This is a genomic window from Roseomonas aeriglobus (assembly GCA_016937575.1).
GTDB lineage: Bacteria > Pseudomonadota > Alphaproteobacteria > Sphingomonadales > Sphingomonadaceae > Sphingomonas > Sphingomonas aerigloba.
This window is the reverse complement of record JAFHKN010000002.1, coordinates 2,141,786-2,167,380: the sequence shown is the minus strand read 5'-3', so window position 1 is coordinate 2,167,380 and position 25,595 is coordinate 2,141,786. Positions and strand designations below refer to the sequence as shown.

The window sequence follows — 25,595 nt, the reverse complement described above, 5'->3', positions numbered from 1 at the left end:
CCGCCCGTCATCCGCCAAGATGCGAGGGGGTCACGAAGGATCGGTCACAGCGTCACGAAAAGCGTCGCATTCAGCACGTGGTTGGTCCGATCCTCGCCCGCGCGAAAGACACGCTGGTTGAGATATCCAGGCTCCAGCCGCGCCGTCTTTCCCACCGGCAGGCCGAGCCCCACGAAGGTCCGCCACTGATCGACCCCCGACCGTGCGCCGAAATCGGTGGTGTTCAGATTGAAGAAGCCTTCCGTGAACGCGACCGCCTGGACGCCGCCTCGCGTGACAGGCACGCCCGCGCGCAGGAACTGGCGCAGCCGCCAGCCGGTCTTCGTCCGACCCTCGACCATGCGCTGCTCCAGGCGCGTGCGGCTGGTGACGACCGGCCTGCCGGCGCCGTTGCGGACCAGCGCAAACTGCACCTGCTGCCACGGGCGATGTTCGCGCGTGATCACCCCCGCCGACGACCGCGACTGGACATAGGCGTAGCCCGCGATCGCGCTCGCATCGGGGGCGAAGCGGATACCGGCGGCGGGGCGCAGGATGAATTGGCCGAGCTGTCCGATATCGTCGGTGAAGCGCGCCTGCCCCTCGAGCCAGACGTAAAGGTCGCCTTTCACCGCGCCCTGGGCGACGACTCCGGTCCATGCCTGCACGTCTTCATCCGCCCTTGCGGCAGGGGCGAACAAAAGGACCGGAAGAGCGAGTGCAGAGACAAGATAACGCATGCGGTGCACTAGCCGGCCGGCGCCGTCGGGTTCAACCCCGCACCACCCCCGTGTCGCCGAACGGCCTGGGATCGACCGGGGGCACGGTCGCATCGCGCAATTCGCATTGCCAGAAGCCGACGTCGATCCACCGTCCCTGCTTGTAGCCGATTTCGCGATATACCCCCGCGCGGCGGAAGCCGACCGCTTCGTGCGTCTTGATCGACTGGTCGTTGGGCAGCGAGATGACGCCGATCGCCTGGACGAAACCCTGTGCGCGCAGCGTGTCTATCAGCGCCTCGTACAACAGTTGTCCGACGCCCCGGCCCTGCACCGCGCCGGCGACATAGACCGATGTTTCCACCGTCCACTTATAGGCCGGCCGATCGCGGAACCGCGTGGCATAGGCATAGGCCAGAATCCCGGCATCGTCCTCGCCCGCGGTCGCGACGATCCAGGGATAGAGGCCATCGAACGCCGCCATGCGCGCGCGGATCGCGCGTGCATCGGGGGCCTCGGTCTCGAACGATACCGTGCCGCCCAGCACATAGGGGGCATAGATCGCCGCGATCGCCGTGGCATCGTCGGGACGGGCGGCGCGGATGGTTACCATGCGAAGACCTTTGCAAGGAGCGTTTCGGCGAGTCCCTGATCGGCAGCCGACGGCGCAGGCGGCGCGAGGCTCGCGCATTCGAGACACCGGACCTGCATCGCGGGGCCGCGCACCAGGCGGCGGGCGTCGGCAATGGCCTGGGCGAAGACCGCGCGGCGTTCGGCCGCGATCTGCGAGAAGGGATCGCGCGCCTGCACCGTTTCGGTCGCTTCGTCGCCATCGCGCGCCAGCGCCTCGGCAAGCTTCGCCTGCCAGCCGGCCGGGCGCTCCAGATCGACCCGCTGAACGCGTGCCGGGTCGATCTTCGCGCGGCGGGCGGCCTCGGCGATCGCGTCGTCGATCCCGCCGAACCGGTCGACCAGCCCCAGCTGGCGCGCCGTACCGCCGTCCCACACGCGGCCCTGCGCAATCTCGCCGACCCGCGCCGGCGTCATCTTCCGCGAGGTCGCGACCAGATTGATGAAGCGCATATAGCCCGCGTCGATCGTCGACTGCAGGACGGCGTCCAGCTCCGGCGTGAAGCCCCGGTAGACGTCGGGCTGTCCGCTGAGCGGCGTGGTGCGCACACCGTCCGCGGTCACGCCGATCTTTGCGAGTGCGCGCTCAAAGCTGGGCAGCACCGCGAAGATGCCGATCGATCCGGTCACCGTATTGGGCTCGGCATAGATCATGTCGCCCGCGGTCGAAACCCAATAGCCGCCCGACGCTGCGATCCCCGCCATCGAGATGACGACCGGCAGGCCCTTGGCCTTGGCCGCCAGCACCGCTTGGCGGATCTGTTCGGATGCCGGCACCGATCCGCCGGGGGAATCGACTCGCACAACCAGCGCCTTCAGGTCGTTCTTCGCCAGCGCGTCGCGGATCAGCTTGGATATCGTCTCGCCGCCCGCAGTGCCCGACTTGGCCTTGCCCTCGACGATGTCGCCGGCGACCGTGATGACGCCCACCTTGCCGCCGCCCGTCGGCAGCGGGTTGGCGGCGACCCAGTCCTTCATCGCGATCGCGGCATAGCTGCCCGCGCGCTTGCCGGTTCCCGCGCCTGCGATCTGCGCGACGCGCGCCTCGAACGCGTTGCGGTCGCCCAGCTTGTCGACCAGCCCCAGGTCGACGTTCATCTTCGCCATGTCGCCGCCCGCGGCGCGCACCAGCTCGGCCGGCCGTGCGATCAGGTCGGCGATCTTCGCCTTGGGCCGCGCTTTCGCGACATTCTGGCGCCACTGTTCGAACAGCGCGCCGTACAGCGCCTCGCTCGCCGCGCGCGCCGGCGCGGACTGCTGCGTCTCGGTGAAGGGCTCGACCGCCGACTTGAACTGCCCGACGCGATAGACGTGGACGTTGACGCCCAGCTTGTCGATCAGCCCCTTGTAGTAGAGTTGCGACCCGCCCGGCCCCATGAACAGCGTCCCGCCCAGCGGATTCATCCAGACTTCGGACGCGTTCGCGGCGATCAGATAGCTCGAATCGATGTATCCGGTGGCATAGGCGAGCACCGGCTTGCCGCTGTCGCGCACCCGCCGTACCGCGTTCGCGACATCGGCGACGGTCGCGGGATAGCCACCCGCGAACCGGTCGAGATCGAGCACCACCGCCTTCACCCGCGCGTCGTCGCGAGCCGTATCGAGCGCCCGGATCACGTCCCGCGCCCGCGCCTCGCGCATCACCTCGCCTCCGCCGATCCCGGCGAACGGATCGACCTCCGCCGGCTGCTCGACGACGCGACCGTCGAGATCGACGACCAGCGCGCCGGGGGCGATCGTCTTCGCCCCAGGCCGCGCATTGAGCGCGGCGAACAGGATGCCGAAGAACATCAGCAGCAGCGCCAGGACCATGAAGTCCTTGATCCCGACCAGCAGCTTCCACGCGCCACGCAGCAATTTCACGGTTCGACGGACTTTCGAGAGGGAGGTTTGCGCAAAGTCCTAGCCGAGGGGCGGGAAGGGGGCAACGGGCTGTGTTGCGGGGGTAAGACGGGCGCCTGGCCGAGGGTCCTATCCGATGCGCTTGAAGTAGAAATTGCGGATGAAGGGTTCGCCTTGGGCATTCACTGCGGCTGCGGATTCGGTCATGATTCGCGCGTCGGGAGACAAGGTATAGACCCGCACCGACCCCAGCATCTTCGCCCGAGCCAGGTTCATCACCAGTACGCCCGGCGTCGGCGTCAGGATGGCGGCGCTGTCGGCTTCACTCGTGTCGGCCTCGCTGCGGACCATCGTGCCGTCGCGCCGGTAGCTGACTGCCATATGGCGTAGGCTGTCATCGGGCGCCGTGATGTCGACCGTGGTCCGCCACTGCCCCGATCCGATATCGGCAAAGGTATAGACGACGCGCTTCGGCGGCGGGCCATAGGTGGTGGGCATCCGCGACAGATCGAGCTCCCATGTTCCTAGGAACGCGGACGCCGCGACACGCTCCGCCCCGATATTGGGGGACTGTGCCGACACCGACCCTGTGCACAATCCGATCGTCGCGATAGCCACGACGATCGAAACCTTCCGACCAAGCTGTTTGCGCATATCTTCTCTCCTGACGATGGTCGCACGATACCGTCGGCAGACGCGCAGGTGCCGTCCGACGTCGAAATGGCGTGGTGAGAACGCAGGTCGGGGCGCACCGCGCCGTATCGGGTCAGGCCGGGTGTTCGGGTTCGGACGATACGAACAGCTGCGTGTGACGTCGAATGACGAGCGTGATGATGGCGAGCTCGATGACCAGGATCGCTGCCTGCAGCACGGCCTGTCGTCCGTCGAGGAACAGGACGAATAGGAAGACGATCAACGTCGTCGCCGCCGCGAGCGTCCTCAGGCCCCACCGGATCGCGGCCGCCCAGTCGCGTTCGAGCAGCGCCCACGCCAGCCGCACATGGCCGACCCCGGTGACCAGCTGCGCAAGCGCCAAAGAGGGAACGGCGGCCTGATAGAGGCTGCGCAACAACGGTTCGTGCGCGGATCCTTCGGTCACCGCGCCGGCCAGTCCGCCGTCGCCCGGATACAGATAGGGTAGCCCGAACAGCGCGCAGCCGATCTGCACCGTCGCCATTGGTAGGAGCAAGACAAGCACGAGCAGATAGTTGGTCAGGATGAACCGCCCTTGCGCGCATTCAATCGCCTCCCGCCCCGCCGCGACCAGGCAGCCGGCCGCGAAGGATAGCAGCCGGCCGTCGTCCTTCGCCGCGTCGGCCTCCGCCTCCATCGCGTCAGCCCAGGCGCCGCGCCGCTCGCGCAGCGAGGTCGTCGCAAGCCGAAGCAGCCCGCGGGACAGGCGATCGATCATGCCAACGCTCCCTTTGCCCGCACCGCCATATCCTGATGGGCCACGTCGCGAGCGAGTGCGGCGCCCGCTCCAGTCAATCGATAGACGTGACGCGATGGCCGACCGGGCACTGCGGGCGCATGCCAGTCGGCCTCGACCAGCCCCTTGTCAGTCATCCGCATCAGGAGCGGATAGAGCGTTCCCGACGACAGTCCGGTCTGCTTCATCAGATCATAGCCATGACGCCATTCCGCGCTCTGTTCGGCCAGGGCGGCAAGGACCTGCTTCATCTGGGTCGAGGGCTGACGATTGCGGATCATAGCCTTACTCAACATATGTAGAGTTAAGAGTCAAATGCGGTTTTTGTTGTGACATGCGTTGCGACCGCCGAGGAGGTGCGGGCGGGTCATCACCCTCGCTCTGGGTCACGCTGCTTGCGCCGTTCCCAACAGCCGGTAAGGCGGGCGCCATGGACGCCGTGCCCTCCAACAAAGCGCTCGACGCGTCCGCTCCGGCTTCCGCGCGGGAGGAGTTGTTCGCGCTCCTTCGCCTCGCCGGCCCGCTGGTCGCGGCCAACCTGTTGCAGATGTCGATCTATGCCAGCGACGTGATTTTCGTCGCGCGGTTGGGGACGGAGGCGCTCGCCGCGGCGACGCTGGGGGTCTACCTCTATTCGGTCGTGATGTTCGCGCTCCAGGGGCTTGTGGGGGCGGCCGCGCCGGTGATCGCCGCGGAGCTTGGTCGCAAGCGCCACGCCGTGCGCGAGGTGCGGCGGTCGTTCCGGATGGCGATGTGGCTGGCGGCACTGGCCAGCGTGCCGTTCATGCTGGCGCTCAGCCACGGGCGCGAAATCCTGACGCTTATCGGACAGGATGCAGGGGCGGCGGCGGCGGCGGACGGGTTCCTCGACATCCTGCTTTGGGCGATGATCCCCGCGATCATGGCGAGCGTTCTGCGCGTGACCATCGCCGCCCTCGGCCGGCCGGGTTGGGCGATCGGGGTTGCGGCGCTGGCACTGGGCGTCAATCTGCTCGGAAACTGGCTGCTCGTCTTCGGCAATTGGGGCTTTCCCGCGCTCGGGCTGACCGGCTCTGCCATCGCCAGCGTCGTCACGTCCACGGCCATGTGTCTGGTCTATGCCGCGATCGCGCTGACCGACAGGCGCATTCGGCGCTACAGGCTGTTTGGCAACTGGTGGCGGACCGAATGGTCGCGGTTTCGCGAGCTGGTGCGAATCGGCGTGCCGATCGCGGCGACGCTGACCTTCGAAGGCGGGCTGTTCTCCGCCGCCGCTTTCCTGGTCGGGCTGATCGGCGTGACCGAAGTGGCCGCCCACGCGATCGCGCTCCAGATCGCGGCGGTCGCCTTCCAGGTGCCGTTCGGCATCGCCCAGGCGGCGACGATCCGGGTCGGCATGGGCTATGGCGCGCGCGACCGCGTTTGGATCGGCCGCGCGGGTTGGGTGGCGCTCGGACTGGGTACCGGGTTCATGGCGCTGACCGCGGTTGCCATCTGGCTCGCGCCGCGGCTGTTCGTTTCGGCCTACATCGACGTCGACGCGGTAGAGAATGCGCGTGTCGTCGCGCTGGCCGTCCAGTATCTCGCGGTCGCCGCTGCCTTCCAGCTCGTCGACGGGGCGCAGGCGGTGGCGGCGGGCGCTCTGCGGGGCCTGCAGGATACGCGCGTGCCCATGGTGCTGGCGGCGATCGGCTATTGGGTCGCGGGCTTCGGGTCGGCGGTCCTGCTCGGCTTTCCGCTCGGGTGGCAAGGGCTCGGCGTCTGGATCGGTCTGGCGATCGGCTTGCTGGCGGTGTCGATACTGCTGGTGTGGCGCTGGCACGCGCGTGACCGGCTTGGTCTGGTTCCGGCCACGGTCTGACCCGTTCGTCACGCACACGTCAAAAAATTGTTCCAGGGGCGTGTTGACGCGGGGCTGGCCGCTCCACATATCCCGCCCGCTGGCACTCCAATCCGGCGAGTGCCAACACGCAATTCATCCGTTAGGGTAAAGGGAAAGCCATGAACTTTCGTCCGCTGCACGACCGCGTGCTCGTCCGCCGCGTCGAGGCCGAGGAAAAGACCTCGGGCGGGATCATCATCCCCGACACCGCCAAGGAAAAGCCGCAGGAAGGCGAAGTCGTCGCCGCCGGCGCCGGTGCCAAGAACGAGAAGGGCGAGGTCTCGCCGCTCGACGTGAAGGCCGGCGACCGCATCCTGTTCGGCAAGTGGTCGGGCACCGAGGTCAAGGTCAACGGCGAAGACCTGCTGATCATGAAGGAATCGGACATCCTCGGCATCATCGGCTGAGCGACGTCGACCTTCTCGCAAACCTCAACTTTCTCAACTTTCGAAATTGAAAGGGTAGCCACATGGCAGCCAAGGACGTGAAATTCTCGCGTGACGCACGCGAGCGGATCCTGAAGGGCGTCGACATCCTGGCCGACGCGGTCAAGGTCACGCTGGGGCCGAAGGGCCGCAACGTCGTCATCGACAAGAGCTTCGGTGCCCCCCGCATCACCAAGGACGGCGTCACCGTCGCCAAGGAAATCGAGCTCAAGGACAAGTTCGAGAACATGGGCGCGCAGATGGTGCGCGAAGTGGCCTCGAAGACCAACGACATTGCCGGTGACGGCACGACCACCGCGACCGTTCTCGCCCAGGCGATCGTGCGCGAAGGCATGAAGTCGGTCGCGGCCGGCATGAACCCGATGGACCTGAAGCGCGGCATCGACCTCGCGGTCGCCAAGGTCGTCGAGGACGTGAAGTCGCGCTCGAAGCCCGTCTCGGGCTCGTCGGAAGTCGCACAGGTCGGCATCATCTCGGCCAACGGCGACAAGGAAGTCGGCGAGAAGATCGCGGAAGCGATGGAGAAGGTCGGCAAGGAAGGCGTCATCACCGTCGAGGAAGCCAAGGGCCTGGATTTCGAGCTGGACGTCGTCGAAGGCATGCAGTTCGACCGCGGCTATCTGTCGCCCTACTTCATCACCAACCCGGAAAAGATGCAGGTCGAGCTGAACGACCCGTACATCCTGATCCACGAGAAGAAGCTGTCGTCGCTGCAGGCGATGCTGCCGATCCTCGAGGCGGTCGTGCAGTCGGGTCGTCCGCTGCTGATCATCGCCGAGGATATCGAAGGTGAAGCGCTGGCGACATTGGTCGTCAACAAGCTGCGCGGCGGCCTGAAGGTCGCAGCGGTCAAGGCGCCGGGCTTCGGCGATCGCCGCAAGGCGATGCTCGAAGACATCGCGATCCTGACCAAGGGCGAAGTCATCAGCGAAGACCTGGGCATCAAGCTCGAGACGGTCACGCTCGGCATGCTCGGCACCGCTAAGCGCGTCACGATCGACAAGGACAACACCACCATCGTTGATGGGGCCGGTGAAGCCGATGCGATCAAGGGCCGCACCGACGCGATCCGCCAGCAGATCGAAGTCACGACCAGCGACTATGACCGCGAGAAGCTCCAGGAGCGTCTGGCGAAGCTGGCCGGCGGCGTCGCCGTCATCAAGGTCGGCGGTGCGACCGAAGTCGAGGTGAAGGAGCGCAAGGACCGCGTCGACGACGCGCTGCACGCGACCCGCGCCGCGGTCGAGGAAGGCATCGTTCCGGGCGGCGGCACCGCGCTGCTGTACGGCACGCGTGCCCTGCAGGGCCTGACCGGTGTCAACGACGACCAGACTCGCGGCATCGACATCGTCCGTCGCGCGCTGACCGCGCTGGTTCGCCAGATCGCGACCAACGCCGGCCATGACGGCGCGGTCGTGTCGGGCAAGCTGCTCGACCAGGACGACACCTCGTTCGGCTTCAATGCGTCGACCGACACCTACGAGAACCTGGTCTCGGCCGGCGTCATCGACCCGACCAAGGTCGTCCGCACCGCGCTGCAGAACGCAGCCTCGGTCGCCGGCCTGCTCATCACGACCGAAGCCACGGTCGCCGAGCTGCCGGAAGACAAGCCGGCGATGCCGATGGGCGGTCACGGCGGCATGGGCGGCATGGGCGGCATGGACTTCTGATCTGGACCGGGCGAGCGACAGCTCGCCCGGGCACGGATCGGAACGGCCGGCGGTTCGGCTCAGCCGAACCCGGTCGACGCCAGGGCGGCGGCTTTGCCGTCGCCCGCCCGATGCTGATAAAACGAAGGGCCGGTGGATCGCTCCACCGGCCCTTTTGCTGTCCCGCGCCGATCGGCGAGTTCACGCGAGCTCGACGAGATTCACTTCATATTTTTCCTGTCGCAGCGCGTTCAGCAGCCGGTCGAGATGCGCCCGATCGCGCGTCTCGCATTCGACGTCGAGGCTCAGGCCCTTCGCCGGCAGGTTGGTGAAGATGCGCTGGTGCGACAGCTCCAATATGTTGACGCGCTCCTGGTCGAAGATGCGCGCGACCTGGAACAGAGCGCCGGGCCGGTCCTGCAACCGGATGCGCAGTCGCGCGAGGCGGCCCGAGCGGGCGAGGTCGCGCAACAGCACGTTTGCGAGCAGGCGTGTGTCGATATTGCCGCCACAGATGACGATGCCGACCGTCCGCCCGCGGAATTTCTCCCGGAAGGCGAGGAGCGCGGCGAGACCGGCCGCCCCGGCGCCTTCGGCCACGGTCTTCTCGATCTGGAGCAGCAGGCTGACGGCTTCCTCCAGCCGGCGCTCGCCGACCAGAACGATGTCGTCGACCAGTGCCTCGACGACCTGCGCGGTCAGGCCGCCGGGCTGCTTGACCGCGATACCCTCGGCCAGGGTGTCGCCGCCGCAGTCCATGTGCGTCCCGCGGATGCGGTTGTACATCGAGGGATAGAGCTCGGCCTGGACACCGACGACCTGGATCTCGCGACTTTGCGCCCGCGCGACGGTGGCCATGCCGGAAATGAGGCCGCCGCCGCCGATCGGCACGACCAGCGTGTCGAGCTCCGGCACGTCCTCCAGCATTTCCAGCGCGACCGTGCCCTGGCCGGCGATGATGCGCGCGTCGTCGAACGGGTGAACGAAGGTCAGGTCGCGTTCTGCCTCCAGCTGGCGCGCATGGTCGTAGGCGGCATCGAACGTCTCGCCTTCCAGGATCACGGTCGCGCCGTGGCTCTCGGTCTGCATGACCTTCACCGTCGGGGTCAGGCGCGGCATCACGATGGTCACCGGAATGCCCAGGCGATTGCCGTGATAGGCCAGGCCCTGGGCATGATTCCCCGCCGACGCTGCGATCACGCCCTTGGCGCGCGCCGCGTCGTCGAGCTGGAGGAGGGTATTGAGCGCGCCGCGTTCCTTGTAGGCGGCGGTGAATTGCAGGTTTTCGAACTTCACGAACACGCGCGCGCCGGTCAGATCGCTCAGCGTCTTGCTGTGGAGCGTGGGAGTGCGCACCACCGCGCCGCTAATCCGCATCGCCGCTGCCTGAACGTCGGCGTAGCTGACGGGGAGCAGTTGCTCGGCGGGCGCGGGGTTCGTAGCCATGGCCGCGCGCCTAACTCAAATTGGGTCCCAGGTTAACCCCGTGCGATGAAGCCGGCGCGATATTCGGGCTTCACCGCACGCAGCAGCGTGGGTGTGACCGGCAGAGTCAGGTCATAGGCGCCCTCGGCGTAGGGTCCGGCGACATAGGGGCCGACGAGCAGACCGATGCGGTCGATCGCCTGTCCGTTGGTCGATCCCAGGATCAGCGTCGTCTCCGATACTTTCGGGCACCCATCGAAGCTGTCGCCACTGCTGCGGACGACCGGCCTGCCGCGGCGCTTGCCGCGCTGGACGTCGAGCGCGTCGCAAAACGCCGCGCCCACCGCCTGCTGGATCGCCCGATCGGAGGTAAAGATCTCGGTCGGTTCGAGCCTTTGTCCGGCCTGGCGGTCCCAGACGAGGCCACGAAAGCCCGGTGAGCCGTGTGCCCCGCCGGTGTAGGCGTAGGTTTCGGCCGACAGGCTCAGGAACCGCGGTGTCGACGTAACCCGCTTCCACACGGTCGTCGATTCATATTTGCGGAACGGGAAGTCGTTGGCGGTCGCGTCCTTGCGGAACTCGGCCGCGTCCTTCGCGACCCCGGCGCGCACCGCGTCGCGATCGGCTTCGAACCAGCCGGTCAGCGCCGGGATCGCCACGACGTCCGCCGGGACGGTGTACGTAAAGTCGTAATCGTCGGTCGACACCTTGGTGTCGGCGGTGAAGCGCGCGGCCGGGGCCGGGGCCGGGGCCGGGGCGGTGGGCGTGGTCGGGTTGGGTGGCGCAGCGGGTGCCGGCGCCCGTGCGGTCGGCGCGCTCGCGTCGGCGGTCGCGGTGCGCTCGGCGCCGCCGTCGCAGGCTGTCAGCGCGAGGATCAGGCCAGCGGCCGCCGTTGTCCCGAGCCTAAGCATCATCTCCTCGCCAAATCCTCATCGTGCCGATAGTGGCGTCACCATGCTGAACCCATTCCGAACGTTGCGGTTGCGTATCGCCTTCCTGACCGCCGCCGCCCTCGTCGCCTCGCCCGCGTTCGCCGACGCGCTGGTCGACAATGTCAACGGCGTCGCGCTCGACAAGGACGGGCGGGAAGTGCGCTTCACCGGCATCCTGATCAACGACGGCAAGGTCGTGCGGCTGCTGAAGCGGGGCGAAAAGCGGCCCGACCGGCTCGACTGGCGCGCCGATATGCGCGGAAAGGTCGCGATCCCGGGCATGATCGACGCGCATGGGCACGTGATGGACCTCGGCTTCCGCGCGCTGGAGCTCGACCTGTTTTCGACGACGTCGCTCGCGCAGGCGCAATCGCGAATCGCGGCCTTCGGTCAGGCCAACCCGACGCGACCGTGGATCATCGGTGGCGGCTGGAATCAGGAGGTCTGGAATCTCGGCCGCTTCCCGACCGCAGCCGAGATCGACGCGGTCCTGTCCGATCGCCCGGTATGGCTGCAGCGCGCCGACGGCCACGCCGGCTGGGCCAATTCGGCCGCCATGCGCGCCGCGGGAATCACGGCGAAGACCGTGTCGCCAGCGGGCGGGCGGATCGAGAAGCTGGCGAATGGTCAGCCATCGGGCGTGTTCGTTGATGCCGCGATGTCGCTGATCACGGACAAGATGCCCAAGCCCAATCCGCGCGACCGCAACGCCGCGTTTCTGAAGGCGCAGGAGGCGCTGCTGGCGGCCGGTATCACCGCAACGGCCGACATGGGCACGACGATCGACGACTGGCTGACCTATCGCCGGATGGGCGACCAGGGCCAGTTGCGTCTGCGGATCATGTCCTATGCCGCCGGCATCGAGCCCGCACTGGCGGTCGCCGGGGCCGGCCCGACGCCGTGGCTGTACGGCGACAAGCTGCGGATGGGCGGGATCAAGCTCTATGCCGACGGTGCGCTCGGCTCGCGCGGGGCATGGCTGAAACAGCCCTATTCCGATTCGCCCAAGAACAGCGGGCTCGGTTTCCTGAAGGACGATCAGCTGCTCAACCTGATGAGCCGCGGCGCGATGGACAATTTCCAGATCGCCGTCCACGCGATCGGCGACCGGGCCAACAGCCAGGTCCTCGACGCGATCGACGAACTTGCGGTCACCTATAAGGGCGATCGGCGCTGGCGGATCGAACATGCCCAGATCGTCGATCCGGCGGACCTTCCGCGCTTCGGCAGGAACGGTGTCATCGTGTCGATGCAGCCGGTCCACGAATCGAGCGACTGGCGTATGGCGGAGGCGCGGCTGGGCCCGGCGCGGCTGGGCGGAGCCTATGCGTGGAATTCGATGCTACGCGCCGGATCGAAGCTGGCGTTCGGCAGCGACTATCCCGTCGAAAACCCCAATCCCTTCGTCAATTGGGCGGTGGCGATTACCCGCCAGGACGCCAGCGGCCAGCCGATTCAAGGCTGGCGACCGGAGGAGCGCGTGACGCTGACGCAGGCGTGGTGGGCCTTTACGCAAGGCGCCGCCTATGCCGGTTTCGCCGAGGAGAAATTCGGCACGCTGGCACCGGGTCAGCGCGCGGACTTCGTTATCATCGACCGCGACCCGACCGAAGTGGGGGCGGTTGGCCTGCGCCAGACGCAGGTGCTCGAGACCTGGGTCGGTGGCGAAAAGATGTGGGAGCGGAAATAGGGCCAAAGCAAATCCTCCCCTGCAAGGGAGGTGGCGGCCCGAAGGCCTGACGCAGGGGTGTCACGATCCGGATGGGGTGACACTGTTCACAGAAAAAGGCCGCCGCTCCCTCCCGGAACGACGGCCTCTTCCTAGCTCACATAGGCGCGCCGATCAGGCGACCGCGACTGCCGCTTCCGCCACCGGCAGGCCTGCTTCGTCGGGCTCGCGCAGCACATAGCCGCGGCCCCAGACGGTTTCGATGTAGTTGTCGCCGTCGGTCGCCATGCTCAGCTTCTTGCGCAGCTTGCAGATGAAGACGTCGATGATCTTCAGTTCCGGTTCGTCCATCCCGCCGTACAGGTGGTTGAGGAACATTTCCTTGGTCAGCGTCGTGCCCTTGCGGAGCGACAGCAGCTCCAGCATCGCATATTCCTTGCCGGTCAGGTGGACGCGCGCGCCATCGACTTCGACCGTCTTGGCATCCAGGTTGACCGCCAGCTTGCCGGTCTTGATGACCGACTGCGAATGCCCCTTCGAACGACGGACGACGGCGTGGATGCGCGCGACCAGTTCTTCGCGGTGGAAGGGCTTGGTAACGTAATCGTCGGCGCCGAAGCCGAACGAGCGTACCTTCGAATCCATTTCGCTGATGCCCGACAGGATCAGCACCGGCGTCTGGACGCGAGCGACGCGCAGCTTCTTCAGCACGTCGTATCCGTGCATGTCCGGCAGGTTCAGGTCGAGCAGGATGATATCGTAATCATACAGCTTGCCCAGATCGAGGCCTTCCTCGCCCAGATCGGTCGTGTAGCAGTTGAAGCCCTCGCTATGGAGCATCAGCTCGATCGCCTTGGCGGTCGTCGGCTCGTCCTCGATCAGCAGCACGCGCATCTGCGTTTCCCCTTGGCCGGATCGTGAGGACATCCCTGTCGCCCCACGCCATTCCGCAATTCATTAACCTAAGCATCACTGAAGGCAAAAGGTTAATTTCTTCCTAACCCGCAGGAATCCGCGAGTCGCGGCGATTCCCGGGGGGCGGCGCCCGCCGTCGGCCAGCGAAGGAATGTTGCGTTTTCGCGTCACCTTGGCGGGAAAGCGAAAAATACGAACCTAAGTCGTTGCCATAAGGTTGCGCCGTGATAGCGTTTGCAACCGATATGAAACAAAAGGGCACGGGGGTGCCCGGCGCGGTGAGGGTCGCGTCGCAATCGGCAAATTCTTGGGGGAAATCATGAAGCTGAAGGCCGCGCTGTTCCTGTCCGCCACCTGTCTCGCCTGGCCGGCGATGGCGCAGACCACGACCGAGGGGACGACCCAGCCGGCGGCCGACGCGCGGTTGGAACAGGCGACGACGCCGGGCGGCACTGCGGCGGAAAGCACCGGCGACGTAACCGTAACCGGATCGCGAATCGTGCGTGACGGGTTCCAGTCGCCGACGCCGCTGACCGTCCTGTCGCTGGAGGAAATCCAGAACGGGTCGCCGTCGAACAACATCGCCGACTTCGTCAACCAGCTTCCCTCGCTCGCCGGGTCGACGCGTCCGGCGAATTCGCGACTGAATATCTCGAGTGGGCAGGCCGGTATCAACGCGCTGAACCTGCGCAACCTGGGCGCGGAACGCACGCTGGTGCTGGTCAACGGCCGTCGCTCGGTCGGATCGACGATCACCGGCTTGGTCGACGTCAACACGATCCCGCAGGCGCTGATTTCCAGCGTGGAGGTCGTGACCGGTGGCGCATCGGCCGCCTATGGCTCGGACGCGGTCGCCGGTGTCGTCAACTTCGTGCTGAACAACAAGCTGACGGGGCTACGGACCGAAGTCGACAGCGGAATCACCGACAAGGGCGACGGATTCAACTATTCGATGAACGTCGCCGGCGGCCTGTCTTTCGCGGGCGGGCGCGGCCATGTGCTGCTGAGCGGCGAAGTCGCGCACCGGGATGGTATCTTCCAGGTCGACCGCGACTGGAACGCGACCGGCTTCGTGCGTATCCAGGACCCGAACTACACCGCGACCAGCGGCGGGCCGCAGTTCCTGATCCGGCGTCAGGTGGGTGCGGCCAATTCGGCGCCGGGCAGCCTGATCACCGCGTCGACCGGCGGGACCGCAAACCGGCTGCGCGGGCTGTATTTCACAGATGGCGGCGCGGTGAACCAATATGTGTACGGGGCGCTGACCTTCCCGTCGCCGACCGGGACCGCGGCGCCGACGCTCACCCAGGGCGGATCGTGGCAGGTGAATAATTCGGGCCGCAACATCGGTCTCGATCCCGAGGATGACCGCTACGGCGTGTTCGGCCGGGTCAGCTTCGAGATCGGTAGCGGGATCGAGCTGTTTGCGGAAGGCGCATACAATCAGCAGAAGATTCGGTTCAACGCCGGCCCGAACTTGCAGACGGGCGTCGTGCTGAACGCGACCGGATGTACGCAGACCCCGGTGCCGACCACCTGCAACGCATTCCTGCTGAACACGCTGGGCGCGGCACGTCTGCAGGGCATCACCAGCGTGACGATCGCAACGACGTCTGCAGACCTGCCTGGCCGTGGCATCGACAACCGCCGCGAGGTCCAGCGTTACCTGGTCGGGGCGCAGGGCGAATTCGACGCGTTCGGAAAGACCGCGCGCTGGGACATCTACGGCCAGTACGGCCGCGCCGACCTGCGCGAACAGCTGCGTAACATTCAGAATGTGGCGCGGATAAACGCGGCCCGCGACGCGGCCTTCGCGCCGGCAGGCAGCGGCTATCCGACAGGCTCCATCCAGTGCCTGATCAACGTCGACAGCAATCCCGCGAATAACGATCCGGCCTGCGTCCCTCTGAACCGGCTGGGTCTGAACGTCGCCAATCCGGCGGCGATCGCCTATGTGCTCGGCGACCCCTATCGCGACCAGCGGATTGAGCAGACCGTTGTCGGCGCAAATTTCTCGGCCACGCCCTTCGCGACCTGGGCTGGAGATGTCAGCGTCGCGATCGGTGCGGAATATCGTAAGGAAAAGGTCAGCGGATTTGTCCCGGATCAATTCCAGCCCGTCCCGATCCGCGATGCCAACGGGAACGTGACCGGCGCCACCAACCGCTGGTCGGTCGGCAACTATCTGCCTAGCTTCGGCTCCTACACGGTCAAGGAGGCCTATCTCGAAACCGTGATCCCGCTCGGTCTCGGGCTCGAATTCAACGGCGCGGCGCGCGCGACCGATTATTCGACCGCGGGCTATGTGACGACTTGGAAGGCCGGTGCGACCTGGCAACCGATCGATGATTTCCGCCTGCGCGTTACGCGGTCGCGCGATATTCGCGCACCCAACCTGAACGACCTGTTTCAGGCCGGCACCGCAAACAGCGATTCGGTCAGCAACCCCGGCTTTGCCACCGGCACCAGCCCGTCGTTCGTCCCGGCGGGCCAGCCGGCGCAGGCGAGCTACGCCTATTCGGGCTTCGCCACCGGCAACCGCGCGCTGGTGCCCGAAAAGTCGAACCAATGGAACATCGGCGCAGTGTTCTCGCCGACGTTCGTGCCCGGCTTCAACCTGGCGGTCGACTATTTCGACATCAAGGTGGACCAGGGCATCAGCGCATTCAGCGCGCAACAGATCGTCAATCTGTGCTTCCTGGGCGAACAGGCGTTCTGCGGCGCGATCGCCACCGATCCTGCGCGCACCCAGAACCCCAGCCAACCCTACCTCGTCATCCAGACCCAGCCCTTCAACGCCGCCAGCCAGAAGGTGCGCGGCGTCGATATCGACGCGTCGTACCGCTTGCCGCTCAATCGCTTGTTTGATGATAGTGCGGGGGCGATCACGCTGCGCGGCGTTGCGACCCGCTATATCGAGAATCGCTTCAACAGCGGCGTGCCGAACACGGTCATCGTGAATTCGGTCGGCGTGAACGGGGGGCAGGGCAGCACGCCGACGTGGCTCTACCGCGGCAGCGTCGCGCTCGACACGCCAGACTTCTCGATCACCGCGATCGGGCGCGGGGTCAGCGCGGGCAAATATGTCGCCGACGCGATCGTGTGCACGACCGGATGCCCGGCCTCGACGGTCAATGCGCCGACGTATGACAGCAACCGCATCTCCGGCCTGTTCTATGCGGACCTGAACCTGACCCAGAAAATCCGTTTCGACACCAACGAGGCGCAGCTGTTCTTGAACGTCAACAATCTGTTCGATCGCTGGCCGATGCTGGTGCCGGAAACCGGGCTAGCTGCGAACAGCACCTATTCGGACCTGCTGGGACGCCAGTTCCGCGTCGGGTTCCGGATGCTGACGCGCTGACCGATCATGCGGAGCGGGACGGATCCAGGCACAGGGTTCGAAACCGCTCCGCCAGAAAGTCGATCACCACCTCCACGCGCGCCGGCCGCAGCGGGCTCGGTGGGGTCAGCAGGTGCAGCGCGATGCCGGCGCTCGTCCATTCGGGCAGGATCTCGACCAGCCGACCCGCTGCCAGTTCTGGATCGACAATGAAGTCCGGCAATCGCGCAATGCCGAGGCCCGCGCACAGCGCTGGCAGCATTGCGTCGCCATTGTCGGTGACCAAGGGCCCCGCCGGGCGCACCGCGGCTTCCTCGCCGCCCGGACCCCGAAAATGCCACGTCCCGATCGCATTGGCATAGGCGAAGCAGGCGTGGGTCGCGAGTTCGGCCGGGTGGCACGGGGTGCCATGGGCGGCCAGATAGGCCGGTGCCGCAACGACCCGTACGGTGACCGGCGCCAGCCGTCGCGCGCGCAGCGAGCTGTCGGGCAGGTCGGCGATGCGCAACGCGATGTCGAAATTCTCCGCGACGATATCGACCCGCGCGTCGGACAGCCGCAGGTCGATCTCGATTCCCGGATGCGATGCGATCAGGTCGGCAACGGCGTCCGCAACGAAGCGGATGCCGAAGGTGATCGGCGCGGCGATCCGGACCAGCCCCTTGGGCGCGCTTGCCGCATCGCGCGCCGCCTCCTCCGCCCCCTGCGCCTCGGCCAGGATACGTGCGGCGCGGGTCGCCAGCGCCTGCCCGCTGTCGGTCAACGCCAGCCGGCGCGACGTGCGGTGGAACAGCGTGGCGCCGAGCGACTGTTCGAGCCGCGCGATCGCCTTGCTGACGGTCGCCTTGCTGACGCCGATCGCCTCGGCAGCGGCGGAGAAAGAGCGGTGTTCGACCACGCAGGCGAAGATCGCCCAGGCTTCGAAATCGGGTAGGCGCATCCGCAAAACTCCGTCGGGCTCCGGCGCGGGCGTAAGCCGAGGCTCGGAAAGCGAAATGCCTGCCGCTCTTTGCGTCTGCCCGCGCGGCTACACCGTAGGATCCGACTCCATCGGAAACAATCCGTTTCCAACGTTTCCATTTACGTGATCAAACTCCTCTCCCACATTGGCGGCAACCAAGGAGTTGTCCCATGCTCGACACCGCCACCAACACCATCGACCGTCGCCCGTTCGAAACGCTCGGCCATGCCAATCACGGCTGGCTCGACGCGCGGCATCATTTCAGCTTCGCCAATTATTATGATCCCGCCCGCATGGGCTGGGGCGCGATCCGCGTATGGAATGACGATGCCATCGCGGCGAACAGCGGCTTTCCCCCGCATCCGCACCGCGACATGGAGATCATCACGTACGTCCGCAGCGGCGCGATCACGCACAAGGATTCGATGGGCAATCAGGGCCGCACCGGCGCCGGCGACGTCCAGGTGATGTCGGCGGGCAGCGGCGTGCGCCATGCCGAATATAATCTTGAAGCGGAGGAGACGCGGATCTTCCAGATCTGGATCGAACCGCGCACCAGCGGCGGCGCCCCGTCGTGGGGAGCAAAGCCGTTCCCGAAAGGCGACCGGTCGGGTAGCTTTCAGACGCTCGCCAGCGGGTTTGCCGACGAGATCGCGGCGGGTGCCCTGCCGATCCGGGCCGAAGCGCGCGTGCTCGGCGCGACGCTGAAGGCCGGCGAAACGCTGACCTATGATCTCGGCGCGGGGCGTCATGCCTATCTCGTCCCCGCGACCGGCGCGCTCGACATCGATGGGGAGGCGATCGCGACCCGCGACGGGGCGGCGTTGCTCGGCGGCAAGACCTACACGATCACCGCAACCGACGACGCCGAAATCGTTCTCGTCGACAGCGAATAAACTGTTTCTGGCTCGGGGCGTTACCCGCCTTCAGCCTGACCACCCAATTCAGATCAAGGAGCACATTCCATGGCGAAGGTTCTCGTCCTCTATTACTCGTCCTACGGTCACATCGAGCAGATGGCGGACGCCGTTGCCGAAGGCGCACGCGGTGCCGGTGCCGAAGTCGACATTCGTCGCGTTCGCGAAACCGCACCTGAGGACGTTGCGAAGGCTTCCGGCTTCAAGACCGACAGCGCGCATCCCGTGCTGGACGATCCGAACGAACTCGAGAAATACGATGCGATCATCGTCGGTTCGCCGACTCGCTTCGGTCGCATGTCCAGCCAGATGGCGGCGTTCTGGGATACCGCCGGGGGCCTGTGGTACAAGGGCGGCCTGAACGGCAAGGTCGGCGCGGCCTTCACCTCGACCGCGACGCAGCACGGCGGGCAGGAAACGACGCTGTTCAGCATCATCACCAACCTGCTGCACTTCGGACTGGTCGTGGTCGGGCTCGACTATGGCTATGAAGGCCACACCGGCGTGAGGGAAGTTCACGGCACGACGCCCTATGGCGCATCGACGATTGCCGATGGTGACGGCAGCCGCCAGCCGAGCAGCGTCGACCTCGACGGGGCTCGCTATCAGGGCCGCCGCGTGGCGGAAGTCGCCGCGAAGCTGATCGGTTGAGCCGGGCGCCGGCGCGAGCCCGGGTTTACCCGGGCTCGCGTCGGTCCGCGCCTTCCACTTGCGCGGCTTCGGTGGCATGGCCCTCCGATGCTCGCAGATCGTATCCTGTTCCTCGACGGCGAGGCGATCGTCCTCGACAAGCCCGCCGGCCTGCCGGTCGATTCGCCGCGCGACCGTTCGCCCAGCGTCGAATCGATGCTGCATGAGCTGACGTTCGGCTTTCACCGCCTGCCGCACCCGGTCCATCGTATCGACCGCGATACCAGCGGCTGCCTGTTGCTGGCGCGCAATCCTGGCGCGACGAAGCGGTTCGGACAGGCGTTCGAGGGTGGACGGGTCGAAAAGCGGTATCTCGCGATCCTCGACGGGGTACCGGACGGGGAGGGCGGGACGATCGACCTGCCGCTCGTCAAGGTCAGCACGCGTGAGAGCGGCTGGCGGATGATCGGCCGCGAGGACGGCAAGGCAGCGCGTACCAACTGGTCGCTGCTCCAGGTGAAGGACGGCCACGCGCTCGTTGAATTCCGGCCGGAGACGGGGCGCACGCACCAGCTGCGTGTGCATGCCGCGACCGGTCTCGGTGTCCCGATCGTCGGTGATCCCGTGTATGGCCGTGACGGCAGCAGGGGGATGATGCTTCACGCGGCGACCCTGCGCCTCGAACGGCCGGGCAAGCCGCCGATCGAAGCGGAGGCCGACCTGCCGGAGCGGTTCGTCGCGCTCGGCTTTGCGCGGTGATCCCCGACGCGGCGATCCTCGAGGAGAAATTCCTCGCCGCGACCGGTCCTGGTGGGCAGAACGTCAACAAGGTCGCGACCGCGGTGCAGCTGCGGGTCGACGTCTTTAAGCTGGGCCTGCCGCCGTACGCCTATGCCAAGCTGAAGACACTTGCGGGCAGCAAGCTGACCGCAAACGGCGAACTTCTGATCACCGCCCGCCGCTTCCGCACCCAGGACGCCAACCGCGAGGATGCCCGAGCGCGCCTGGCCGAGCTGATCGCCGAAGCGCATGTGCGCCAGGCGAAGCGGGTGAAGACCAAGCCGTCGAAGGCGGCCAAGGCGCGCCGTGTGGACGAAAAAAAGGGCCGCAGCGCGGTAAAGGCCGGGCGGGGCAAGGTGAGGGTGGATTGAAATACCATCCTCCCCTGCGAGGGGGGGGGCAGGCCGCAAGGCCTGACGGAGGGGTGTCGCCCTCTCCGGATAGCGGAACACCCCTCCACCACGCCGCTTCGCGTCGCAGTCCCCCTCCCCTTACAGGGGAGGATCGCCTACATGGCCCGCATGTACGATTTCACCATCACCGCCGAATCCAAGTCGGATCTTTACCGCGACCTCGAATCGGCGCTCGACGCGCTGACCGCCGACGAGCCGGATGCCATTGCCAATATGGCGAATGTGTCGGCGTTGATCTGGCAGTATCTGCCCGACCTCAACTGGGCGGGCTTCTATCGCAATGTCGGCGGCGAACTCGTGCTCGGGCCGTTCCAGGGCAAGGCGGCGTGTATCCGCATCCCGTTCGGCAAGGGCGTCTGCGGCACGGCGGCGGAAACCCGCGAGACGCAGCTGGTCGAGGACGTTCACGCCTTCCCCGGCCATATCGCCTGCGACGCCGCCAGCCGGTCGGAACTCGTCGTGCCGATCGTCAGCCAGGGCGAACTGATTGGCGTGCTCGATCTCGATAGTCCCTCGCCGGCGCGCTTCGATGCCGGCGATGCGGCGGGTTGCGAAGCGCTGATGCGCATTCTGGCCCCGCGCCTCGCGGGACCGGGACCCCGTTGACGCGCGCCTGCCCCGGAACGGGACGGCATTAACCATCGTTACGCGTTCAAAACGTGCGTCTCTAGGCTTACTCTGGCGTTAAGCCTTAACTTTTGGTGCGGGGGCGCACCGACAGGGAGTAAACGATGCGCAGCCTTTGGATCGCAACGCTGACCGCGACCGCACTGGTCCCCGTGGCGGCTTCCGCTCAATCCGTCGCCCGCAGTGGTGCGATGAGTGGGCCGGGCACCTTCGCCGGCGCGCGGGCCGGTGCCGGCGGCGCGTTCAGCCAGGCGCGCAGTGCGCCGGCGATGCCGATCCAGCACCGCGGCGGCGGCAACTGGTCGGGGCCGCGCGGCGGCGCCTGGTCCGGCGCCAACAGCCAGGCGCGCTCGGGCAGCTGGTCGCGTAGCTGGAGCGGCCCGCGCGGGACATGGACCGGACAGCGGTGGACCGGCGGGTCGCGGTGGGGCAACCGTGTCGATGGCCGCTGGGCCGTCGGTGGCTGGGCGCCGGGCGGCTGGAGCGCCTATCGCCGCCCGACCCGGGGCTGGGTGCTGCCGAGCTATTGGTTCGCACCGAGCTATTACATCAACGACTTCGCTTTCTACGGCCTCGGCGCGCCGCCGGCAGGCTACACCTGGACGCGCTATTATGACGATGCCGTGCTGGTCGATGGTCGCGGGCGCGTGTTCGACAGCGTCAGCGGAATCGACTGGGACCGCTACGACGGCGCCGCGGCCTATGACGACTATGCCTATGATGATGGCGATGCCTATTACGCCGACGGCGTGGATGATGATTACGCTCCGCGCGACCGGCGCGATCGCGATCGGGGTGTCGGCGGTGCGGTGATCGGCGGCGTCGTTGGTGGCGTTGCGGGCAATGTCATCGCCGGCCGCGGCAACCGTCTGGGCGGCACGCTGATCGGTGCGGGCGTCGGCGCGGTCGCCGGTGCAGCGATCGATCGGGCCGAGGATCGCGGGCGCGAGCGCCGCGTGTACCGCGAGCGTCGGATCGACGACCGTGGCGCGCCCTATCCGTATCCGGGCCCCGACCTGCCGCCGCCGCCCCCGGGTGCCTATCCGCCCCCGCCGCCGCCGATCGTCCATCATGGCGGTGGCTATGCTGGCGGCTATGAGACGCGCGTCTATAGCTCGGGGGGCTATGGCTATTACGGCGGCACGACGACCACGGTCACGGTAATGCCGACGACGACCGAGACGGTCGAGACGATCACCGTCTACGACAACGTCCAGACCAACCGCTATGTCTACAAGAAGGCTAAGCCGGTCGTCCGCCACCACCGTGCACCGACCAAGATCATCCAGCGCTCGAAGATCCTGAGCCGCTGACCAGAGCTAGGGCGGGGCTGGACTACACCCCCGGCTCCGCCCGACCTCCTCTCTGTCCTCTTCCGCAAAGGGGGGCGCGCTAGCGCGACGGAGGGGTGTCCAATCATCCGAAGAGGGTAACACCCCTCCGTCAGGCCTTCGGCCTGGCATCTCCCCCCTCCCGGGGAGGGTAATTTCAGCTGACCCGATCAATATCCTCGCGGCTGAGCGACCCCGGGATCAGCATCACCGGCACGCTCAATGCGCCCGCGTCGGTGCCGGCGAAATGGCTTACCAACGGGCCGGGTGCGCCGCTCGATGCCGCACCCAGCACCAGGGCCGCGATGTCGGGGTTGGCATCGATCATCTCGCGCACGATCTTCGGCCCGTCGCCCTGGCGCACCACGATCGAAGGCGTCACGCCCGATTCGGCGAGCAGGGTGCCTGCCGCGCCCGCGACGATCGCTTCGGCATGCAAGCGCGCCTCCTCCTCGATCGTCGCCTGCACGCCGCCCCATTGGACGAATTCGGACGGCGGAATCAGTGCCAGGATTTCGACCCCGCCGCCGGTCTTCACCGCGCGCCGGGCCGCAAAGCGCAGGGCGTTTTCCGCTTCCGGACTGTCGTCGACCACGACCAGATAGGTGCGCATTTCAGTTATCCCCGCCTTTTCCGACGCCTTGGTGGCGCTTCGGCGATGCCAACGCAAGCACTGCGCCTGAGAACCGCCCTTGACCCGCGGCGGTACGGGCGCAAGAGAGGGCGCCCTAACGGAAACAGGACCCGTCATGGCGATCGATCTGAAAATGCCCGCGCTTTCCCCGACGATGGAGGAGGGCACGCTCGCCAAGTGGCTGGTCAAGGAAGGCGATGTGGTGAAGGCGGGCGACCTGCTCGCCGAAATCGAAACCGACAAGGCGACGATGGAATTCGAAGCCGTCGACGAAGGCACGATCGCCAAGATCCTGGTCGCCGAAGGCACCGATGGCGTGAAGGTCGGCACCGTCATCGCGACGATCGCGGCCGAGGGCGAGGATGCCTCCGCCGCCGCCGCTGCCCCCAAGGCAGACGCCCCGAAGGCGGAAGCTAAGCCTGCCGAAGCCCCCAAGGCGGCGGCCCCCGCACCGAGCCCGACGCCATCGCCGACCCCGGCTCCCGCCGCCGCCGCTTCGGGCGAGCGCGTGAAGGCCTCGCCGCTCGCGCGCCGCATCGCCGCCGACAAGGGTGTCGACCTATCGGGCGTCACCGGTTCGGGCCCGAACGGCCGCATCGTGAAGGCCGACGTCGAGGGCGCCAAGCCCGGCGCCGCGCCCGCCAAGGCCGCGGAGAGCGCACCGGCACCGACCGCCAGCGAAGCGCCCGCCGCACCCGCTTCCGCTGCCGCCGCAGCACCGGCGAAGGTCTGGTGGGACGAGAGCATCCCGCACGAGGTCGAGAAGCTCACCAACATCCGCAAGACGATCGCGCGCCGCCTGACCGAATCGAAGCAGACCGTTCCGCACATCTATCTGACGGTCGACATCCGCCTCGACGCGCTGCTGAAGCTGCGTAGCGACCTGAACAAGGCGCTGGAAGCGCGCGGTGTGAAACTGTCGGTCAACGATCTGCTGATCAAGGCGCTGGGTGTCGCGCTCGAAGCCACGCCCAAGTGCAACGTGACCTTCACCGGTGATTCGCTGGTCAGCTACAAGCGCGCCGATGTCTCGGTCGCCGTGTCGACGCCGACCGGCCTCATCACCCCGATCATCCGCGATGCCGCCAACGCCTCGCCGTCGTCGATCTCGACGCAGATGAAGGAGCTCGCCGGCCGTGCGAAGGAAGGCAAGCTGAAGCCCGAAGAATATCAGGGCGGCACCGCCTCGCTCAGCAACATGGGCATGTTCGGCATCAAGCAGTTCGAAGCGGTCATCAACCCGCCGCAGGGCATGATCATGGCGATCGGCGCGGGCGAGAAGCGTCCGTACATCGTCGACGATGCGCTGGCCGTCGCGACCGTCATGTCGGCGACCGGCAGCTTCGACCACCGCGCGATCGATGGCGCGGACGGCGCACAGCTGATGAAGGCGTTCAAGGACCTGGTCGAGTCGCCGCTCGGCATGATCGCCTGAGCAAAGGGGAAGGCGCGTGCCCAAGCACACGCTGCTCGAACTCTTCTTCGTGGCTACCGGCCTTGTCGCGACGCTGGTCATCGTCAGCGTTGCGGCCTGGGCCTATCCGCTCGCGCGGCGCGAGATCGAAGTCAGCGGCTGGATAATCGCCGTGGTCGTACTGCTGCTGGGGATTGGCCCCATCCGCCGCGCGTGGCGTCAGGATCGTAACCATGGATGAACCCCGCCGCGGCCAGCCGCAGCAGCAACCCGCCATCCGGGTGACGACGATGCCGGCGGATGCCAACCCCTATGGCGACATCTTCGGCGGCTGGCTGATGAGCCAGATGGACATGGCCGCGGGCCTGGTCGCCTCGCGCCACGCCCACGGCCGCGCGGTGACGATTGCGGTGGAGGGCATGAAATTCCACGCGCCCGTCGCCGTCGGTGACGAAGTGTCGGTCTACGCCGATCTGGTGAAGGTCGGCCGCACGTCGATGACGATCGATGTTCAGGCCTGGCGCCGCGGTCGCCATGTCGAGGAAAGCTGCCTGGTCACCCAGGCGCAGTTCGTCTTCGTCGCGATCGACGAACACCGCCAGCCGCGGCCCGTGGCGGGATGATCCCCGCGCTTGCCTATCCGGTCGCGATCGGGGCGGCGGTGCCGACGACGCTCGTGGTGCTGGCGCTATGGGTGCTGCGCGCGCGGGTGGTCGATCATGACAGCGTCGACAGCGTGTTGCTGCCGATGATTTTCCTGCTGGTCCCGTTGATCTTCTTCGTCTCGATCGCCGGCAATGTCGCCGGGGTACTGGTCGGGCAGATCGCGAGCCTGTTCGCGCCGGTCGCCGCGCGGCTCGTCGCGGTGCTGGCAGCCGGCGTGATCTGCGCCGCCGCGTGCGTCTGGACTCAGCGCGGCACCTTCGGGCGTCGATCGAATCCGGTGTCCGCTAGCGCGGTCGTGCTGCTCGCGGTCGCCGACATGCTTATCCTCGCCGGCGGGCTCAGCCTGGTGCCCGGCGATCCCATTCTCTGAACAGGAGTTTTCC

General features: G+C 67.0%; 26 protein-coding genes. 15 read left to right on the top strand and 11 right to left on the bottom strand.

Annotation, left to right across the window (positions count from 1 at the left end; all coding sequences use genetic code 11):
• Positions 1-44: 44 nt before the first annotated feature.
• The 6 genes from JW805_10915 to JW805_10890 form a co-directional block, all read right to left on the bottom strand.
• Positions 45-647, bottom strand: coding sequence for a DUF2490 domain-containing protein (locus JW805_10915; protein ID MBN2972529.1), 603 nt, complete (start codon positions 645-647; stop codon positions 45-47).
• A gap of 103 nt (positions 648-750) precedes the next feature.
• Positions 751-1,311, bottom strand: a complete 561-nt coding sequence (locus JW805_10910; protein MBN2972528.1) for an N-acetyltransferase — start codon at positions 1,309-1,311, stop codon at positions 751-753.
• Positions 1,305-3,191: a signal peptide peptidase SppA gene (gene sppA, locus JW805_10905; protein ID MBN2972527.1), complete on the bottom strand. Its 1,887-nt coding sequence runs from the start codon at positions 3,189-3,191 to the stop codon at positions 1,305-1,307. The genes JW805_10910 and sppA overlap by 7 nt, the downstream gene beginning before the upstream one ends.
• A gap of 108 nt (positions 3,192-3,299) precedes the next feature.
• Entirely contained in the window at positions 3,300-3,824 is a 525-nt protein-coding gene (locus tag JW805_10900; protein ID MBN2972526.1) for a hypothetical protein, read from the bottom strand.
• Positions 3,825-3,936: 112 nt separating this feature from the next.
• The gene (locus tag JW805_10895; GenBank protein MBN2972525.1) at positions 3,937-4,581 is read right to left on the bottom strand and encodes a hypothetical protein; all 645 of its coding nucleotides are present in this window, start codon (positions 4,579-4,581) and stop codon (positions 3,937-3,939) included.
• Positions 4,578-4,880, bottom strand: coding sequence for a PadR family transcriptional regulator (locus tag JW805_10890; protein ID MBN2972524.1), 303 nt, complete (start codon positions 4,878-4,880; stop codon positions 4,578-4,580). The genes JW805_10895 and JW805_10890 overlap by 4 nt, the downstream gene beginning before the upstream one ends.
• Before the next feature lie 149 nt (positions 4,881-5,029).
• Here JW805_10890 and JW805_10885 point away from each other — a divergent pair, with 149 nt between their 5' ends.
• The 3 genes from JW805_10885 to groL all read left to right on the top strand — a co-directional run bounded on the left by JW805_10885 (position 5,030) and on the right by groL (position 8,576).
• Positions 5,030-6,439, top strand: a complete 1,410-nt coding sequence (locus tag JW805_10885; GenBank protein MBN2972523.1) for an MATE family efflux transporter — start codon at positions 5,030-5,032, stop codon at positions 6,437-6,439.
• Positions 6,440-6,579: 140 nt separating this feature from the next.
• Entirely contained in the window at positions 6,580-6,867 is a 288-nt protein-coding gene (gene groES, locus JW805_10880) for a co-chaperone GroES (GenBank protein ID MBN2972522.1), read from the top strand.
• A 62-nt stretch (positions 6,868-6,929) separates the two neighbouring features.
• The gene (groL, locus tag JW805_10875) at positions 6,930-8,576 is read left to right on the top strand and encodes a chaperonin GroEL (GenBank protein MBN2972521.1); all 1,647 of its coding nucleotides are present in this window, start codon (positions 6,930-6,932) and stop codon (positions 8,574-8,576) included.
• Between the two features lie 180 nt (positions 8,577-8,756).
• On the opposite strand, the gene JW805_10870 is transcribed toward groL, so the two are convergent.
• A complete protein-coding gene (locus tag JW805_10870) occupies positions 8,757-10,001 on the bottom strand; it encodes a threonine ammonia-lyase (protein MBN2972520.1) in 1,245 nt (414 codons plus the stop codon).
• A gap of 32 nt (positions 10,002-10,033) precedes the next feature.
• Positions 10,034-10,894, bottom strand: a complete 861-nt coding sequence (locus tag JW805_10865; GenBank protein MBN2972519.1) for a DUF4163 domain-containing protein — start codon at positions 10,892-10,894, stop codon at positions 10,034-10,036.
• A gap of 40 nt (positions 10,895-10,934) precedes the next feature.
• Here JW805_10865 and JW805_10860 point away from each other — a divergent pair, with 40 nt between their 5' ends.
• A complete protein-coding gene (locus JW805_10860) occupies positions 10,935-12,602 on the top strand; it encodes an amidohydrolase family protein (GenBank protein MBN2972518.1) in 1,668 nt (555 codons plus the stop codon).
• Positions 12,603-12,755: 153 nt separating this feature from the next.
• On the opposite strand, the gene JW805_10855 is transcribed toward JW805_10860, so the two are convergent.
• Positions 12,756-13,475: a response regulator transcription factor gene (locus tag JW805_10855; protein MBN2972517.1), complete on the bottom strand. Its 720-nt coding sequence runs from the start codon at positions 13,473-13,475 to the stop codon at positions 12,756-12,758.
• A gap of 340 nt (positions 13,476-13,815) precedes the next feature.
• Between JW805_10855 and JW805_10850 the strand changes: the two genes are divergently transcribed.
• Positions 13,816-16,860: a TonB-dependent receptor gene (locus JW805_10850; GenBank protein MBN2972516.1), complete on the top strand. Its 3,045-nt coding sequence runs from the start codon at positions 13,816-13,818 to the stop codon at positions 16,858-16,860.
• A 4-nt stretch (positions 16,861-16,864) separates the two neighbouring features.
• Here the strand turns inward: JW805_10850 and JW805_10845 are convergent, their stop codons facing one another.
• Positions 16,865-17,779, bottom strand: coding sequence for a LysR family transcriptional regulator (locus tag JW805_10845; protein MBN2972515.1), 915 nt, complete (start codon positions 17,777-17,779; stop codon positions 16,865-16,867).
• A 191-nt stretch (positions 17,780-17,970) separates the two neighbouring features.
• Between JW805_10845 and JW805_10840 the strand changes: the two genes are divergently transcribed.
• The 6 genes from JW805_10840 to JW805_10815 all read left to right on the top strand — a co-directional run bounded on the left by JW805_10840 (position 17,971) and on the right by JW805_10815 (position 22,480).
• Positions 17,971-18,696, top strand: coding sequence for a pirin family protein (locus JW805_10840; protein MBN2972514.1), 726 nt, complete (start codon positions 17,971-17,973; stop codon positions 18,694-18,696).
• A 69-nt stretch (positions 18,697-18,765) separates the two neighbouring features.
• A complete protein-coding gene (gene wrbA / locus JW805_10835; protein ID MBN2972513.1) occupies positions 18,766-19,368 on the top strand; it encodes an NAD(P)H:quinone oxidoreductase in 603 nt (200 codons plus the stop codon).
• Between the two features lie 87 nt (positions 19,369-19,455).
• The gene (locus JW805_10830) at positions 19,456-20,106 is read left to right on the top strand and encodes an RNA pseudouridine synthase (GenBank protein ID MBN2972512.1); all 651 of its coding nucleotides are present in this window, start codon (positions 19,456-19,458) and stop codon (positions 20,104-20,106) included.
• Entirely contained in the window at positions 20,103-20,498 is a 396-nt protein-coding gene (arfB, locus tag JW805_10825) for an aminoacyl-tRNA hydrolase (protein MBN2972511.1), read from the top strand. The genes JW805_10830 and arfB overlap by 4 nt, the downstream gene beginning before the upstream one ends.
• Before the next feature lie 150 nt (positions 20,499-20,648).
• Positions 20,649-21,146: a GAF domain-containing protein gene (locus tag JW805_10820; GenBank protein ID MBN2972510.1), complete on the top strand. Its 498-nt coding sequence runs from the start codon at positions 20,649-20,651 to the stop codon at positions 21,144-21,146.
• A gap of 125 nt (positions 21,147-21,271) precedes the next feature.
• Positions 21,272-22,480: an RcnB family protein gene (locus JW805_10815; protein MBN2972509.1), complete on the top strand. Its 1,209-nt coding sequence runs from the start codon at positions 21,272-21,274 to the stop codon at positions 22,478-22,480.
• 175 nt (positions 22,481-22,655) lie between these two features.
• On the opposite strand, the gene JW805_10810 is transcribed toward JW805_10815, so the two are convergent.
• Positions 22,656-23,111, bottom strand: a complete 456-nt coding sequence (locus JW805_10810) for a universal stress protein (GenBank protein ID MBN2972508.1) — start codon at positions 23,109-23,111, stop codon at positions 22,656-22,658.
• 136 nt (positions 23,112-23,247) lie between these two features.
• Between JW805_10810 and JW805_10805 the strand changes: the two genes are divergently transcribed.
• Genes JW805_10805 through JW805_10790 form a run of 4 tightly spaced genes read left to right on the top strand, consistent with a single transcriptional unit; the run spans position 23,248 to position 25,582 of the window.
• Positions 23,248-24,567: a pyruvate dehydrogenase complex dihydrolipoamide acetyltransferase gene (locus tag JW805_10805; protein MBN2972507.1), complete on the top strand. Its 1,320-nt coding sequence runs from the start codon at positions 23,248-23,250 to the stop codon at positions 24,565-24,567.
• Positions 24,568-24,583: 16 nt separating this feature from the next.
• Positions 24,584-24,787: a hypothetical protein gene (locus tag JW805_10800; GenBank protein MBN2972506.1), complete on the top strand. Its 204-nt coding sequence runs from the start codon at positions 24,584-24,586 to the stop codon at positions 24,785-24,787.
• Complete coding sequence (locus JW805_10795) at positions 24,780-25,169, top strand: acyl-CoA thioesterase (protein ID MBN2972505.1); 390 nt, start codon at positions 24,780-24,782, stop codon at positions 25,167-25,169. The genes JW805_10800 and JW805_10795 overlap by 8 nt, the downstream gene beginning before the upstream one ends.
• Positions 25,166-25,582, top strand: coding sequence for a hypothetical protein (locus tag JW805_10790; GenBank protein MBN2972504.1), 417 nt, complete (start codon positions 25,166-25,168; stop codon positions 25,580-25,582). The genes JW805_10795 and JW805_10790 overlap by 4 nt, the downstream gene beginning before the upstream one ends.
• Positions 25,583-25,595 lie beyond the last annotated feature (13 nt).